General features: G+C 67.2%; 8 protein-coding genes. 4 read left to right on the top strand and 4 right to left on the bottom strand.

Going from position 1 to position 16844, the window contains the following annotated elements; all coding sequences use genetic code 11:
* Window positions 1–132 precede the first annotated feature (132 nt).
* Entirely contained in the window at window positions 133–2400 is a 2268-nt protein-coding gene (locus tag AQJ30_RS22635) for a hypothetical protein (protein ID WP_079084204.1), read from the top strand.
* 576 nt (window positions 2401–2976) lie between these two features.
* Here the strand turns inward: AQJ30_RS22635 and AQJ30_RS22640 are convergent.
* Window positions 2977–4335: an SRA domain-containing endonuclease gene (locus AQJ30_RS22640; protein ID WP_067237051.1), complete on the bottom strand. Its 1359-nt coding sequence runs from the start codon at window positions 4333–4335 to the stop codon at window positions 2977–2979.
* Between the two features lie 582 nt (window positions 4336–4917).
* Between AQJ30_RS22640 and pglW the strand changes: the two genes are divergently transcribed.
* Window positions 4918–9357, top strand: coding sequence for a BREX system serine/threonine kinase PglW (gene pglW / locus AQJ30_RS22645; RefSeq protein ID WP_245727018.1), 4440 nt, complete (start codon window positions 4918–4920; stop codon window positions 9355–9357).
* A 47-nt stretch (window positions 9358–9404) separates the two neighbouring features.
* Here pglW and AQJ30_RS22650 read toward each other — a convergent pair whose 3' ends face one another.
* The 3 genes from AQJ30_RS22650 to AQJ30_RS22660 are packed head-to-tail and all read right to left on the bottom strand — an operon-like array spanning window position 9405 to window position 12762.
* Window positions 9405–10853 carry a hypothetical protein gene (locus AQJ30_RS22650; protein WP_067237055.1) on the bottom strand — a complete coding sequence of 483 codons (1449 nt, stop codon included), beginning with the start codon at window positions 10851–10853 and terminating at the stop codon, window positions 9405–9407.
* Window positions 10850–12253 carry a ParA family protein gene (locus AQJ30_RS22655; RefSeq protein ID WP_067237058.1) on the bottom strand — a complete coding sequence of 468 codons (1404 nt, stop codon included), beginning with the start codon at window positions 12251–12253 and terminating at the stop codon, window positions 10850–10852. Before AQJ30_RS22655 ends, AQJ30_RS22650 begins: the two co-directional genes overlap by 4 nt.
* Window positions 12250–12762 carry a hypothetical protein gene (locus tag AQJ30_RS22660; RefSeq protein WP_159052350.1) on the bottom strand — a complete coding sequence of 171 codons (513 nt, stop codon included), beginning with the start codon at window positions 12760–12762 and terminating at the stop codon, window positions 12250–12252. The genes AQJ30_RS22655 and AQJ30_RS22660 overlap by 4 nt, the downstream gene beginning before the upstream one ends.
* A 163-nt stretch (window positions 12763–12925) precedes the next feature.
* Here AQJ30_RS22660 and pglX point away from each other — a divergent pair, with 163 nt between their 5' ends.
* Window positions 12926–16678 (top strand): BREX-2 system adenine-specific DNA-methyltransferase PglX, encoded by a 3753-nt coding sequence (pglX, locus tag AQJ30_RS22665; protein ID WP_067237063.1) that lies wholly within the window; start codon window positions 12926–12928, stop codon window positions 16676–16678.
* A 24-nt stretch (window positions 16679–16702) separates the two neighbouring features.
* Window positions 16703–16807 carry a DUF397 domain-containing protein gene (locus AQJ30_RS37105; RefSeq protein ID WP_079084205.1) on the top strand — a complete coding sequence of 35 codons (105 nt, stop codon included), beginning with the start codon at window positions 16703–16705 and terminating at the stop codon, window positions 16805–16807.
* Window positions 16808–16844 lie beyond the last annotated feature (37 nt).

A 16844-nucleotide genomic window follows, 5' to 3' on the forward strand; every position in this document is an offset into this window, starting at 1 on the left:
GAGCGAGGCAGAGGCGGGGACTGGGCCCCGAACGAAGCCGGGGCCCAGCCGGGCCGGACCTGGATCCCGCGCGAAGCGGGCCAGGACCGCGAACCTAGTCTTCCACACCGACCACCCAAGAGGAGGCATTCAATGCCTGGATACGAGACTGGCGCACCCATCACTGTTGACTGGCGTAACCAGCAGATCGAGGTATCCACCGTCGACCACGAACTGCCTGATGCGTCCGCCGTGGACGACCGCAACAAGTTGGTCAAGGCCGGCATGAATGCTCAGTTGGCGTCGTTGCCGGAGGATGCATGGCATGCGGTGGCTCGGGCCGCTGTGACGCCTGCGACCGTCGCCCTCCAGCTGCGTGAGGCGCATGATGCCAACGCTAGCTTGCTCTTGGAGGAGCATGTGGATGGCGCGACCCTGCGGTCGGTTCATTCCAGGGTGTGGTTGTCCGAGCTGTTCCCAGCCATTCAGCCGCGGACGGGGCAGGAACTTCTGGCTGTCGACGATCCGCAGGTGCTGGGCATGGCCGAGGATGACAATCCGCAGGCAATCCTCCGATACCGGTACGAAAGCGTCAATCACCTTAAACGCCACGTTCGGCAGACCATCACGGCAACGCTGTACCGGAACTCCTACGAGGAATCTATCCTCTCCAGGCGGGTCACACGCGCCCTGATCGCGCATCCGATCATCTATGACTTTGACGATGGCACGGAGTCAGTTTTCGGCCTTGTCGTACGCGACGGTATCACTCGCTTGGCTAGCGCATGGAAAGTGTTGGCCGGGCCCGATAGTGATCCAGAGGAGGCAGCCAATCTGGCCGTGAATACCCTCCTTGCGCAGTATCAGATTTCTGCTAGCGAGCCAGCCAAGCCGCTCACCCAGCGGATGGCATTGGGGCGGCAGAATAGGCGCAAGCAGCTTCGTGAAGAGTTCAATAAAGAGATCGCCAATGCAGGGGAGGGTAATCCACCGTCCCTGCGGGCCATCCAGATTGCCCAGTCATACCAGGTGCCATCGCATGTAACGGTCGGCGTCCAGGCTCACGAGCGCACTGCCTTGCCAGTGGAGGACGTGTTCGACGACGCCCTACGATCGATCCTCGCGTCCGTTCACGTCGAGTTCAAGCCGTGGGACACTGCCGCCCAAAACGTCGAGGTTGCTGCCCGCGCACTCAAGCGCGTTCTCCACGGTAGCACCGGAAGCACGGTCGAAGATGGGCTGCATGCGGTGTACGAACTGGCCGTCGGCCTCCGGCGAGCTTCGGATACTCCCAATGTGTATGGGAATCATGATATCCCTGGCAACGGATTGTGGCGTGCAGTCCAATTGCTGCACACCCTGACTCGGCCGGCAACCTTCGAGGAGTTGAGGAGCAGGGCCAAGGAGATTAAAGGCGACCGGCGGATGACTGACAAAGGTTACGCCGGGCTGCTCGGCCCTATCGTTGATCACCCCTGGCGGTCCAGTAAGAAGTCAGCAGCACAGCAGGCGCGCAACGCCTGGAGCAATGGAGGTGTCCTCTTCAAGGAAGTGCTGGCGGACGGTTGGGCCCCGATGGTGACCAACGACTTCACTACCCTGATCAAGCCGGCGCTTGAAGGTAGCCGTGAGGCCCGTCTGACACTTGCCTTGGCTGGCGGTACGGCTCTGATTGCCGATAAATTGCTGACCAGGAACGTAGGTTCGTCCGTCAGTCGGACCAGGGCACCCGGCAAAGTTCCATTCCGTGCTGACGTGCACAAGATCGTCGAAGGTCTAGCTCGGAAGGGCAATGAGCTGGGATTGTGGACGCTGGCCTTGGCGGCGCAGCGCTTTGAGGACGGTCGACTCCCTCGAAACTCGGGCACAAGGCAGCAGCTTGGGTTGCCTAACGACCAGGCTCTTGAGGGAGACGACGAGTACCAGCATCTTGTGGTCGATCTAAATGCCCCCGACCACATTCTTCGGGATAATGGCAAGCCAGTCCTGTTGCTGGAGTGGGACGTGGCCGTCGCTTCAGACCCGGAGCGCGCCCGCCAGGTGCTCGAGCCGGCAGAATCTGACGGTGAGGACGGACGGGTAGATGAGGACACGGATGCGAACGGTGGATCTGACGCGTTCAAGCCCTCGACGATTGGGAACGACGACGGACGGCAAGAAGATCCGTCGGACGCGGTTGCGGACACCGAAATGCCAGTAGAGCAGCAAATCCAGGAGGGTCGCCGGGTGCTAACCAACTGCCTGGCAGACGCAAAGACGTCGGTCGACGAGTTGGAGAAGCTGGGCCAGGCGGTGACTTATCCTCCCTTGTTTGGCCCGGCCGAGGCCTGGAATGATCTCAGGGACACTGCCCTTCATGTCCTCAACACACTTCAAAATCATGAAGGAGACTACGTGACCGACAGAGCCGAGGAATACTGAAGCGTGTGACTTGGTCGTAAGCAGCTTCGCTGCAATCGGCTTGTTTGGCGGATACGGGCGACCTTCCGAAGCCTACTGCATGGCGCGTGCATGCTGCATAGCCCACTCAGTGATGCGGAAGTTGCCCAGTTCTGGGACAAAGCTCGGTCTTCCGGGGTGATTCGAGAGCCCCACCCGAGGGTGGCTGGTCTATGAAGCGTGTGTGAGATCGCGGGGCTCCCTTTCTCCACCCACGTGATCTGTGAAAGCTATCGAGGAGGGTGGGAGCCAGAGAGACTGACTCCCACCCGCTTACGCTGGTATCAACTTTGGCTAGACCGCGCTCTCGGGGACCTGACCGGCGATCTCCCCGGCGCGGGAGTCGAACCTGCGCACACGTCCTTCTGGAGAGCCCTGCGACTCGCCGCGCTTTGCCTGGTGACCAAGGCTGCAACTGGTCAGTTGCTAATGAACTGTCCGTAGGTGGCCCACAGCTACAAGAGGGTATGCCACGTCTGTTGCTATGGCAGCTTTGTAGTGCAACTTTCTCGGCCGCGGCAGGGCAGGCGCTCAGCCTCACTTACAAATGCCCCGGGCTCATACCGATGTCGCTACAGCCGAATCGAAGGCGTCAACCTCTCTGCCGGGCCACGCGAGTGTGATGCCCACGCGGCGGCACAGCTCGATCCACCTTGCCTCGCTCGGCTGATACTCGACCCACAACACGGCATGCACCTTTGGTGCTCGCTCGCGGAGCCTGTCGTGGTAGTCGAGAAGCTGCCCCAGCCCGGTGCGCAACTGTCGCGTCTCGTTCGCTGCGGTTAGGGATTTGACCTCGCAGACCGTCAGATTGCCGGCCGAATCGCGCCAGGCAAGATCGAAATCGGGGTCTGTTGCACGTGGTGACAGGGCCTCCAGGCCGTGGGCAGCTACTGCGGCTGCCAACGCATTCTGGAGATGCCTGTGGGCGCGAAGGTTCCGCTCAGTTAGTCCCGAATCGGGAGTTCCCGGCTGTGCTGGCACTGGCTGGACCGATTCATCGGCGGGATGATATCCGGAGCCTACGGGCACGGTGGGTGGCTGCTTGGTGGAACCGACAGGTATGAGGTGGAAGCGGATTACCTGACGTAGAGGGCCTCCACCTGTCTCAGGTGCTCGTGAGTACGAGTAGGGAGAAGCTGGATCCAACGCGAACTCACCCACGTAACGAACGATGCCACGTGACCCCTCGAACAGACGGAGCCTGAGCCCGAGTTGAACGTGGTCGCGGACCGATCTATTACCCAGGCTGTCGAACGTTTGGGGGCCTTTTTGGCCGTCCCCCGTGTAGTGGAACGAGCCATCCTCTGCCCACTCGTCGTAGTAGCCGTGCTGATGACCGGTGTTGGGGTCAGTGAAAATCAGAACGTTGTCATTGCGCGCTGACTTGCAGATACCTCCCTGCCGGCTTCCCCCGTAGCGATCGTGGAGCTCCACACGACGAATGGTGTCCCCGGGGTTGAGATGCCAGGAAATCCGATCAGGCTTGTCCAGTCGTGCTTTGCTGAACGCTTCTTCGAACGCTTCCCACTGGACCTCATTGAGGCGATGTGGATTACCCGCGAAGAGCGTCCGCAGAGTGGTAGTGCCGTCGAAACGGTCGTCTGTCGTGAACTGAGCGCGCGGAACGGGAGCGTCGAGCCACTCGTCGATTTCGAGTGGCACGTACCAGCGAGGTCCCGGATCCTCTTGCCAGTAGTCGTTCGAAGCTGACTCGCGGAAGAATGGCACGCCAGTGATACGCCCACGTCCAACCAACCCCCCTTGGGGGCCGGTGAGCCACATGACAAAGTGATCGTCAGTCGCAAGCTCCGATCGATACCTGGCAACGCTCCATGACTCCAACTCTTCTCCACCGCGCCGGAGCGCGTCGAGGTCGAAGATGTCGGGATTACAGGTTAGGAGCCAGAAAGCCATGGAGGCACCCCCGTATTGACGTTGGCAATCATGCCGGCGCTCAGCACGGGAAGGAGGCTACGGCATGACTGCGACAACCGCTTGTCTGTTGCTCTGATCTGGGTGGTAGCCGATGAAGGTCCGTCCCGGATCGAGGCTATGGCGCTGGCTCACCTCCGCTACCTGCCCCAGTAGGTCCCTGCGTGTTGGGTGGTCCACGGGCATGCCAACGCCAATCCCGGCGCTTGGTCTGGCTTGGCGAACCACGCGGACAGCGCATAAAAGCATCCGGCGTACCACTCCTCAGGAGATGAGGAGAAGCCTTGGAAGGCCAGCTCTCTTACGCCGTGATCCGCAGCGCCATCACCTGATAGTTCTTCTGCAAGCCAGGCATGTTGGCTGCGGTAGCAGGACAGGCGATCGAACCTTGGGGTCCACCGAGCCGCATCGACTCTTTTGTACTGTGCCGGTTTGTACTGTGCCGGGCGACAGCCGGGCCAGTCCCGCTCCCGCTCAGTCTGCTTCCGGCCGGTTCCGCGCACGATAGGCTCGACCAGGCACTTTTGCATCGTGTCCGTGAGGAAAGCCTGGGGAGGCCGGACGGTGACAGCTCAGTCAGGCATGTCGGCACCGAGGCCCGGCGTACCAAAGCCGGGCCTGCCGCGCCCCGCCCGGCAGTGGTTCCAGGAGCGTCCCTCGCCGTACCCGTGGGAGCAGGACGCCCTGGAGCATGTGCGGGGGCTCATGCCCCAGGCCGAGCCCTTTCGCGCCTGGGCCACCTTCTCCTTCACCGCGATGTCCGGCCGCGTCAACGAGTGCGATCTACTGATCGCCGTTCCCGCCGGCCTCTTTCTCATCGAGATCAAGGGGCATCTGGGGCAGCTCCGGAACACCGGGTCGACCTGGAACTTCCAGGGACCTGACCGCATGCGGACCATCAACAATCCCCTGCACCTGACCGACCTGAAGTCCAAGGAGCTGAAGAGCCAGCTCCAGTGGGCGGCCCGCAAACTGGGCCTGTCCGAGCGGGTGGTCCCGCGGGTCGAGCCTGCTGTGTTCCTGTCGTCGCCCGTCCTGGAGAGCCACCTAGACGAGGTTCAGCAGATCAAGGTCTACGGCCGTGACGACGGCGGCAGCGGCCTGAAGCGGATCTGGCAGGACTTCCTCGGCCTGCCCCCGGAGCGTCCCGACCGGCGCATCACGCCGGAGTTCTCGCGGCACACTCTGCCGCAGCTGCTCAAGGCGATCGGGATCCGCCAGTCCACGGCCCATCTCCGCTTCGGCGACGCCTGGAAGATGGAGCCGCACCCGATCGACGCCGGACCCTCCTGGGAGGATCGCCTGGCTACCCGGGACGACGGCCTCGTCCAGGAGGAGGGCCGGGTCCGTATCTATCTGGTGAGCCAGATGGCGACGGAGGCGGCCCGCAAGGGAACCGAACGCGCTGCGCGCCGGGAGTACCAGGTGCTGCAGGGCATCACCCACCGCGGCATCGTCGACGCGCTCGACTACCGAGAGCACCAGGGCGGACCGGCGATCCTCTTCCGCCACCGGCACGGCGATCTCCGACTCGACCAGTACCTGGACACCTACGGCGGCAGGCTCACGCCCGAGATCCGCCTGGACCTGGTCCGGCAGCTCGCCGAGGCGGTCCGCTACGCGCACAACCGCTCGCTCTACCACCGGGCGCTCGCCGCCCGTTCCGTGTGCGTGTCGTTCCGGGCCGACGGGGCGGCTCCCGAGCTGCGGATCACCGACTGGCAGACCGCGGCGCGGGACTTCAACAGCAATGCCACCTTCTTCCGGTCCATCGGCGGCTCCGCCCTTGACGCCGCCCTGATCGAGGATGCGGCCCGCGTCTATCTCGCCCCCGAGTCGGACCAGCCATATGCGGATCCGGCCGACTTGGACATCTTCGGTCTCGGCGCACTGGCCTACCTGATCCTCACCGGCCGCCCGCCGGCTACCCAGCGCAGCGACCTCGCCGAACGGCTCCGCAGCGACGGCGGGCTCCGCCTGTTCGCGGTGGCCGACGGCCTGCCCGACGCACTCGACGACCTGGTCTTCCGGGCGACCCGCTCTGACGTCGACGAGCGCCTCGGCTCGGCCGAGGCGTTCCTGGACCTGCTGGACGTGGCGGAACGCGCCAGCATTTTCCCGGACTCTCCGGCGGCGGCCTGCGTCGACCCGCTCGAAGCGGTGCCCGGTCAGGCGCTCGACGCCGAGTGGACGGTACGCCGTGTCCTGGGCACCGGCGCCACCGCCCGCGCCCTGCTCGTAGAGCGGGCCACGGAGGACGAGGACAGCCGCACCCAGCTCGACGAGCACGTCTTTAAGGTCGCCCTCGACGAGGAGAAGGCGGGGCGGCTGCGCGCTGAGGAACGGGCGCTGCGCAAGGTCGGCGGCGGCTCCGTCGTCCAGTTGCGCGGCGAGGGACTGCGGGAGCTCGGCGGGCGGACCGTCCTGGAGCTGGAGTATGCCGGTGCGCAGTCGCTCGGCGAGCGGCTGCGCGGCAAGGGGCAGCTCAGCTACCACGACCTGGAGCGCTTCGCCGACGACCTGTTCCGCGCCCTGGACCAGCTCGCCGCGCAGGGCGTGCGCCACCGCGACATCAAACCGGACAACTTCGGCATCCAGCGTCGCAAGGACCGCACCCGACAGCTCAAGCTGTTCGACTTCTCCCTGACGGACGCGTCCGACCGGGATGTGAAGGCCGGCACGCGCGGCTACCTCGACCCGTTCCTCGGATCGATGCGCCGCGCCCACTACGACGACCACGCTGAGCGGTACGCCGCCGCCGTCACCCTCCACGAGATGGCGAGCGGCGAGCGTCCGCTGTGGGGCGAGGGGCAGCTCGATCCGCTGACCAACGACTCGGCCGAACTCCACGTCGCAACCGAGCTGTTCGAGCCCGCGCTGCGCGACGGCCTCACCGCCTTCTTCCAGCGTGCGCTGCACCGGGACACCGAGCAGCGCTTCGACACGCTGCGGCAGATGTGGGACGCGTGGCGTGAGGTGTTCCGGGCGGCCGACGAGACAGCGCCCGCCACGACCCCCTCCACCGTCGGCAGCCCCTCCGACGACCCGGTAGCGGCCCGCGACCGGGCCGCCGCGGCGGCCGACCTGACGACGCCGCTGGACGCCGCCGGCCTGTCCCCGCGTGCCGTGTCGGTGGCGGGCGGACTGGGCGCGACGACGGTCGGTCAGCTGCTGGACATCCAGCCGTACGCCATCTCCAAGGCGCGTGGCGCGGGAAACCTCGTCCGCAAGGAACTCAACCGGCGCCGCAGGCAGTGGGCCACCGCGCTGCGCCCGGTAGCGCCGTACGCGCCCCGCAGGCAGGCGCCGGACGACACCGGCCGGAAGCACTCCGCCCTCGGCGACGGCGAGCCCCGCGTCCTGTCGATAGACGACATGGCCGCGCTCCTCGCCCCCGAGCCGGGCCGCAAGGGCTCCCACCGCGCCGACGTCGTACGCCTCACCCTGGGCCTGCCCCCGGACGACGGCGGACTCTCCCCGCTCGGCGCCTGGCCCGTGCAGGCCCGCGTCGCCGACCACTTGGGCATCAAGCAGACCTCCGTCTCCCGGCACCACCGCAATGAGATCAAGAAGTGGGCGGAGGCGGACTGGCTGGACCCGGTCCGCACCGAGCTGACCGAGATCATCCAGTCGGTGGGCCGGGTGATGACCGCCGACGAGGCGGCGGCTGAACTCCGGGCCCGGCACGGCGCGGGGGCGGACACGCCCGAGCGGACGCTCGCCAGGGCCCTGGCTGTCGTCCGGGCCGCGGCCGACGCGGAGACCACCGAACAACCGGACGAGGACCCCGACGGGCAGCACGAGCCCCGGTTCGACGTGCACCGGCGCGGTGAGACCGTCCTGCTCGCCGCTGAATCCCTGCCGGGTGCGGACGACCCCAGCCCGCGGGAGCTGGCGGACTACGCGGCGCTCCTCAGCCAGGCCGCCGAACGACTGGCACGGCAGGACCCGCTGCCCGGCCGCGGCGAGGTCCTGCGCGTCCTGCGCTCCGTGGCCGCGCCCGACGGTCTGGCCCCGCTCGCCGACACCCGTCTGGTGTCCCTCGCCGCCGCGACGGCCCCCGGTGTCGCGGCCACGCCCCGGCTGGAGCTGTATCCGCTTGACCTGAGCCTGGAGCGGGCGCTGCGCATCTCCCAGGCGGGCGCGGGTGTCCGCCGGGACCGGGGGATCACCGTCGCCGAGCTGGTGGCGCGGCTGCGCGCCCGATTCCCGGGCCTGGAGCTGGTGTCGGGTTCCCGGGAACCCACCCATGTGGAACTGCTGGACGCCCTGGAAGGGGCGCGCTTCGACCTCGTCTACGACGACGAGGCGGAGAAGTTTGTCCCCAGGGCGCCGGAGTCGCGGGGCCCGTGGAGCTCCACCGGCGCCCTCACCAGTTACCAGCCGCCCACCCCCGTCACCCGGGCCGACCGGGAGGACCCGCACGGCCCGCTGCGGGAGCGGCTCAGCGCCGTGGCGGAGCGGGGCGGTTTCCTCGCCCTCACGGTCAAGGCGAACGCGTTCGCGGGAGCGGCGGAGACCGTCGCGGCCGCATTCCCGGTCGAGGCCGTGGACCTGTCGGCCGTGTTCCTCACCGCCTTCCGCGCCCTGGCCGCGGAGAAGGGACAGGACTGGCAGAAGGTCCTGCGCGCCGACAGCCTCTCCACTCCCGGCAACATCAAGCCGGGGCTGGCGTCCTTCGTCCGGGTGGTCTGGCTGCGCGTGGAGGAGGCGGTACTGGCCCGCGCCGACGCGCCGCGCACCGTGCTGTTCCTCCACGACGCCGGCCTGGTCGCCCGGTACTGGGACGAGGGCGGTCACGCCTTCCTGGTCCGGCTCCAGAACGCGGCCCGCCGCCCCGCCGACGCGCCGCACGGCCTGTGGCTGCTGTGCACGGTCGAGACACGCGCCCAAGAGCCGAAGCTGGACGGTCGGACGGTGGAGGTGATCGGCGGGGACGGCGAACGGGAGCAACTGGATCGGGAGTTCCTGGACTCGCTGCGCGTGTCGGCTGGCACGGGCTGAGCGGCGGCCGGCCGGCACCGGCCGCCGCACCTATCAAGGTTGATAGTTCAGGACTTACGGGGAACCCCGCCCTTGCGGCCGATGTCGAACGCCAGCCGGTACACGTCGGGGAGGTCGAGCGCGCCGCTGGTGCGTTCGGTCAGGACGCCGAGTTCGACCAGTTCATCTATCAGTCCGATGGGGTCGTCAGCGGCGGCGCGGGGACCACTGTTCTCGTCGTCGTCCTCCCGCATATGGCGCAGGATTTCCGTGAGACCGCCACGCTCCCAGCACTGGCGGACGACGGACGGCTCTATCGGCACCCGCTCGCCCTCGAGCTGTTCGATCGCCGTCGCGGCCCAGCCGATGTCCTCCTTCAGCTCGTCCACCCTGACCCGCGACGCCTCGTGCAGACTCTCCCGGATCGCCTCGTAGTGCAGCGGGTACTGCTGCGTGGCGTACCGCTCCGCCGTCAGGTCCGTGGCCGTGCGCAGCGCGAGCAGCCAGGTCCTTGGGCTCACGCGTCCCTTGCCGTCCTGGAGATGGTTCGGTACCCAGGTGAAGGTGTGGCCCTTGCGCCGGTCGGTCCCCATGTACGGCCCCGCGAGGGCGACGAAAGCCCGTTCCTGGCACTTCTCGTCGGCGATCAGGTCGACCGGGGCGACGAACCGCCCTTCACTCTGTACCAACCACTCGCCGTACTGCGCCCGGAACTTCTCCGCCTCGGCACTCGGATGGTTGCCCAGCCGGTGGAAGAGCAGCCCGTAGAGATTCTCTCGGCTCCATGTCAGGTCGGCCGCGTTAGCCCCCAGCTTCGAGGCGTCCGGAAACGTCTTGGGTGCGCTGTCGTACATGTCCGGGCGTACGAAGATCTTGGCACGCAGGGCCCCCGTGGTCAGCCGCAGTTCCAGTGCCACCTGGAACAGTGCCGACACCAGCCGGTCGGCGGTCTTGCGGTCCGCGTGGAGGTGATCGAGGGCGTCGAAGAGCAGCACGCGTGTCTCGCCGCTGTCCCGCGCCTCCCGGTCGGCTTTGCGTAGTGCGTCCTCGTAAGCGTCCTCGTTCTCCTCGGCCCACCGGATGCGGTCGGCCCAGTCGGGGATGCTCGCGATCTCCGGAATGCCGAGCGCCATCATCACGACAGCACACCAGAAGACCTCGGGATCGGTTCCTTCGCGCAACAGTCGGGCGATCCTACGCTTGCCCGGATATGGGGTGTCGGCGCTGCCCCCGGTGGTGAACCCGGTGGTGACTCTGACCCGCCGCAGCCGCGGCATCATGTACGACCGCGCGGCCACCTCCCGCAGCTCGGGATCGGTCAGTGCCTTCGCCCAGTACGTCTTGCCGGTGCCGCGCGCGCCCCGGACCACCGTCACGTCCGGGTCGAGCGCGAGGCGGTGGCTGGACGGCGTGAACAGCCGCCGCAAGTCGGGGCCGTCCGTGTCCGCGTCGAGCGCGACACCGAGGGCCCTGGTGATCAGGGTGCGGTACTCGTCGGTGGTCGGTGCGGCGGTCATGAGGACTCCGGGGCGGGGTGCGGTGGCAGCAGCAGACGCTCCACCGTAGTCGTGAAGGTCCGGTACGCGGCGTCGACGAACGGCAGCTCGGGCCAGTCGCGGCTGCGCAAGGGGTCCAGCCCCACCAGGTCGTTGCCGAAGAGGATGGGGATGGCGGCGTGCGGCGCGGCGTCGTCCTCCAGCGGAGGGTGGTACAGCTCGTCGCCTTCGTCGTCCGCGCCCTCCTCGTCCGTGTCGAGCTGGTCGTACAGGGTCGAGGCGAACAGTGTCTGGGCGCGGTCGATCAAGGCGGGCAGCCGCTTCGCGTCCCCGGCGGAGTGGAACATGGCCGCCACGATCCGCAGCCGCTCCCGCAGCTCCCGGGCTAGGACCGGACGCCGCTGCCACTGCGTGAACAGCATCTTGTAACCCTCCCAGGTGGAGGGGTTGTCCACCGCGAACAGCAGGGCGAGTCCGCTGAGATGGGTCAGAGTGACCGCCGCGATGTCGTGCATGCCGGCCCTGCTGTCCAGCAGGACGACGTCCGGGGGCCGTGACAGCTCAGTCACCTGGTCCTCGCAGGCGGCGATCGCCTCTTCCAGCCGCGCGGCGAACGGCCGTTCGCGGTCACCTGGGTTGAGCCCGGCGAGGTCGCTGTAGATGCGGTTGAGTTTGGCGAGGTAGTCGTACGGCTCGCCGTTGCGCTCCAGGGGGCGGCCGCCCGCCGGCGCCAGCCACACCTCCCCGTTGCCCTTGACGGGCAGCGCGGAGCTGCGTGCCACCAGTTCCAGCCCGTCGGCGTTGCCGACGCCGCCCTCTATCAGGTGGTCGACGATGCCGTGGCGGGGGATGCCGGCGGGGTCCTCCAGCAGGTTAGACACGCCCGGTGACTCCAAGTCGAGGTCCACCACGAGCACGCAGCGGCCCGTTCCGGCCAGGTACCGGGCGAGGACGGCGGTGGCGGTGGTGCGTCCGACCCCGCCCTTGAAGCCGTACAGCGCCACCCTCCGATCCCGGCGCCCGGGGGCCCCGTCGGAAGGGGTGGGGACGCTGCGGGCCCAGTCGCTGCCGATGACGGTCCGCTCCAGGGAGTGGACGCTGCCCGCGGAGCCCTGCCGGGGGCTGACCGGTACGCGCTCCTCGGCGTCGAAGTACAGCTCGGGCGCGAAGAGCTTGTCGCCGAAGAGGAGGGGTTCCAGTCCCGTGAAGGGGCGCGTGGCAGCGGTGAACGCGTCTCGGAGGGCCACTACGGTGGGGTCGTCGTGGGCGAGGGGGCATCCCCGGTCGTCGATGAGGATGCAGCTTCGGCCGAGCACGTCCCGGGTGACGACGATGTCCATGCCGAACTGTGAGGCGGCCTGCCGGGCGTGGTCGAGGGCGGCCTGCCAGGCGGTGTCGAACCGCGCGCGGGATCGGCTCATGCGCGAGTCCTCGTTCCGAGGATGCCGGCCTGCTCATGGGCGGCGATGAGGGCGTACGCGGCCTCTAGGTGCCGATCGATGTCCGCCTCGGTGATGGCGGTGCCGTCGCAGTAGCGATCCGCGACGTCCCAGCCGGCGAACGGGTTCTCCCAGATGAGCTGCGTGAACAGCGCGCTCGATCCGCCTCCCCCGCGGCGGTGGGCGACGGCCGTGAGGTGTTCCCACAGCTCGGGGAGGTGCCCGTGCTTGTTGGTCCACTGCGGCTTCTTCCGGGAGCGGTCCAGGTACTTCACCTCCGGGTGCTCCGGCTTGTTCGAAGCGTCGAGTCGGGACCCGAAGAAGTCGATCAGGATGGCCTTGACGGCGCATTCCGCCGCCAGCCCGGCCAGATGGTCGGCGGATATCCGCAGGTCCTTGGCGGCGGCCAGCATGGCCGCGCGATAGTGGTTCCTGCTCGCCGTCGCGAACGCGGGCGGCGGCGGTGCCGCGGAGGGTGTCGAGGCCGTCACGACGATCACTTTAACGAGTCGATCAAGACGGCTGCGGGGGCTTTTCCCAGATCGCGACGACCCTGGGCCGCCGGACGGGGGCGCTGGTGCGGCAGGATGGGAGGTCCGGTCCGCGGATGACGCGGTGGGGCGCTGACGCGGTGCAGGGAGAAGGAAGCGAAGAGTGACGGTGACGACTACGGGCACGGACAAGGCGGCCCTACTCAAGGATTTGAAGAAGCTGGTCGTCGCACTGGAGGACGACCTGCGGACCCGCAGCGAGTCCGAGGAGGGGTTCCGCACCCGCCTGGAACGTGAGTGGCGCGAGGCGAAGGAAGAAGGGCGGCGCACCGACCTTTCCTACCCCGCCTGGCGCGACGAGCGAGTCACCCAGGCCGCGGTGGCGTGGGTGCTGGGCTGTGTCTTCGTCCGCTTCTGCGAGGACAACGGCCTAATCGACGAGCCATACCTCGCCGGCCCCGGCGAACGCCTCGCCGAGGCGGAGGCCCGGCACGAGGCCCATTTCCGCACCTACCCGCACCACAACAACCGCGACTGGATCATCGAGGCGTTCCAGCACCTGGCGAGCACCAACGACACCGCCGCCGGCCTCTTCGACGAGCGGCACAACCCGCTGTGGGGGCTGACCCCCAGCTACGAGACGGCGACCGAGCTGCTGATGTTCTGGCGCCGTTGGGACGCGGACGGCGAGATCCGCTACGACTTCACCGACCCCGAGTGGGACACCCACTTCCTCGGCGACCTGTACCAGGACCTGAGCGAGCACGCCCGCAAGACGTACGCGCTGCTTCAGACCCCGGAGTTCGTCGAGGAGTTCATCCTCGACCTGACCCTGGAACCGGCGGTCGCCGACGACGGGCAGGGCTTCGGCCTCAACCCTGTGTGGACCGGCCCCGACGGCCGGGAACGGCGCGGCCTGCGCACCATCGACCCGGCGTGCGGCTCCGGCCACTTCCTGCTCGGCATCTTCCGCCGCCTGCTAGACAAGTGGCGCCAGGCGGAACCTGGCACGGACGATTGGACGCTGGTCCGCCGGGTGCTGGAGTCCGTCCACGGCTGCGACAAGAACCCCTTCGCCGCGAGCATCGCCCGCTTCCGCCTCCTAGTCGCCGCGATGCGCGCGGCGGGCACGCGGAGGCTGGCAGACGCGCCGCCGTTCCCTATCAACGTGGCCGTGGGCGACTCGCTGCTGCACGGCCGGGACGCGGCGGGCATCCAGACCGACCTGGACACGCTGTTCGCGGAGTCGGTGGTGGGGCGCGAGGAGGGGGAGACGTACGCGTACGCCACGGAGGATGTGTGGGAGTACGCGAAGCGGGTGGACCTCCTGGGGCGGGGGTCGTATCACGTGGTGGTGGGGAATCCGCCGTACATCACGGTGAAGGACAAGCAGGAGAAGGAAAACTACAAGAAGAGTTACGACGCATGCGCAGGGCAGTACGCGCTGTCTGTACCTTTCGCACAGCGGCTCTTTGAGCTGGCCGTCAAGGGGGTTGGCGGAGCTACAGGTGGCGGGGGATTCGTCGGCCAGATCACTGCGAACTCGTTCATGAAGCGAGAGTTCGGCAAGACGTTGATCCAGAACTTCTTCCACCAGCGGGTTGAGCTATCGCACGTGATCGATACCTCCGGTGCGTATATTCCTGGCCATGGCACCCCGACCGTGATTCTTGTGGGACGTAATCGAACGCCGAGTGATGCCATGAAGGTGCGGGCTGTCCTTGGGGTGAGAGGGGAGCCTTCTGAGCCCAAGGTTGCGGCAGAGGGGAAAGTTTGGCAGTCGATTGTTAACCTGGTGCATCGCCCGGGGTGCGGATCTGAGTGGGTCACGGTGGAGGATTTGCCACGGAAACGACTCGCCGACTTCCCCTGGTCGTTGAGCGGTGGCGGGGCCGGTGATGTGGTTCAGGCTCTGGTGCGAGGAAGCAGTCGACGCTTGGCTGCTCTCGTGGAAAGTATCGGTTTCTGTGCTGTCACCAGAGAAGACGACGCGTATATGGTCGGTCACGGGTTTGGTCGACGTAATCGCGTAAGTGGCCAATTCGTCCGCCCCCTTCTCGGTGGCTCGGAAGTGCGGGAATGGGGACTCGGTAGCGGCGTCGAATCCATCTTCCCGTACTCCTCCCTTCGGAAAGCGGCTGAGATTGACACGGCGGCTGAGAGGGTTCTTTGGAAGTGCAGGACTCCGCTGAAGCTTCGACGTGCACTGTCCGGCACGCAGGAAGAGCAGGGACTGGAATGGTTCGAGTACTCCAGTTTCTCGCCACGACGCTACTGGGCGGACCTGCTGATTGCCTTCGCGTTCGTCTCTACCCATAACCACTTCTCCTTGCGTCGAGCTGACGAAGCCTTTATTCGAAGTGCTCCGGTGATCAAGCTGCCCGAGGGGGCTGGGGAGGATGAGCACCTGCAGTTGTTGGGGGTGCTCAACTCTTCGGCGACTTGTTTCTGGTTGAAGCAGGTCAGCCACGACAAGGGAAATCGCGGGGAAGGTGGCGGCATCACCAGCTCCGGGTGGGAACGCTTCTACGAGTTCACCGGCACCAAGCTGCAGGAGTTCCCCCTCCCGGCCAAGCTCCCGCTCTCCCTCGGCCGCATTCTTGACGCCCAGGCGCAGAAGCTCGCCGAGTTCGAGCCTTCGGCCGTGGCCGCGACTGTCGTGCCCACGCGAGAGGCGCTGGATGACGCGGAAGCCGCACACGCCAAGGTCCGCCGTCGCATGATCGCCCTGCAAGAGGAGCTGGACTGGCAGGTCTACGGCCTCTACGGGCTGCTCACCGACCGCGAGGTCGCCCGGACCGTGACCCCGTCACCCGACCCCGAGACCATCCCCGAGGTCAAACTCGGCGAGCGCGCCTTCGAGATCGTCCTCGCACGGAAGGTCGAGGCCGGGGAGGTGGAGACCGCGTGGTTCACACGCCACGGCTCGACCCCCGTCACCGAGATTCCCGCCCACTGGCCGGACTGGTACCGCGAGATCGTCCAGGCCCGTATCGACATGATCACCAGCCGTAAGGACATCGCCCTCATCGAGCGCCCCGAGTGCAAGCGGCGCTGGGCTGCCGACTCATGGGAGAAGAAGGAACGCGCCGCGCTGCGAAACTGGCTGCTGGATCGCTGCGAGGACGAGGACCTGTGGTTCGAGGTGCGTGAGGGTATGCGCCACCCCCGGACGCTGACCGTCAACAACCTTGCCGACCGGCTCGGTTCCGACCCCGACTTCACCTCGGTGGCCGCCCTCTATGCGGCGGGCCACTTGAAGAAGCCGGACCTCCCCATCGCGCAGGTCCTCAACGAGGTCATTGACGACGAGCACGTGCCCTACCTCGCCGCGATGCGCTACAAGGACTCCGGCCTGCGCACCCGCCGCGAGTGGGAGAAGGTCTGGGAGAAGCAGCGCGAGGAGGACCGTACCGGCACGCGGCTCGACATCGACCCGCCGACCAAGTACAAGACCTCCGACTTCCTCAAGCAGTCCTACTGGACCCACCGCGGCAAGCTCGACGTCCCCAAGGAACGGTTCATCTCCTACCCGGAGGCGGGTCCGGACAGCGACTCGACGCTGATGCTCGGCTGGGCCGGCTGGGACCACAAAGACCAGGCGCTGGCCCTCACGGATCTGATCGACACGCGTGTTAGGAACGACGCTTGGGGCGCCGACCCCGACCGGCTCGTACCCCTGCTCGCCGGACTGCATGAGGTCATGCCGTGGGTGCACCAGTGGTACAGCGCCTACGACGACGAGTGGGAGGGCTCACCGGCCGAGGACCTGGAGTCGGAGTACCGGAAACTGCTGCGCACGCACGGCGTGAGCGAGGCTCAGATGAAGGACTGGCGGCCGGTACGGAAGACACGTGGGCGGAAGGCCATACCGCGTCGGGAGGTGACCGGACAGCCGGAGCTGGACGACGCGTAGAGCGGGGCAAGGGGGAGAGCCGCTGTGCTCCAGGTACGCGACTCCGAGGACACCCGGATCCAGCCCCTGCGCATGTCCCCCACCGCCTGGTCGGCGTTCACCGCGCACGCGTCCGGCGTCGCCCGCTGAGTCGTCGGTCGGCAGCTGGGGGGCCACAGCGGCGGCG

The organism is Streptomyces longwoodensis (assembly GCF_001514125.1).
Classification (GTDB): Bacteria; Actinomycetota; Actinomycetes; order Streptomycetales; family Streptomycetaceae; genus Streptomyces; species Streptomyces longwoodensis.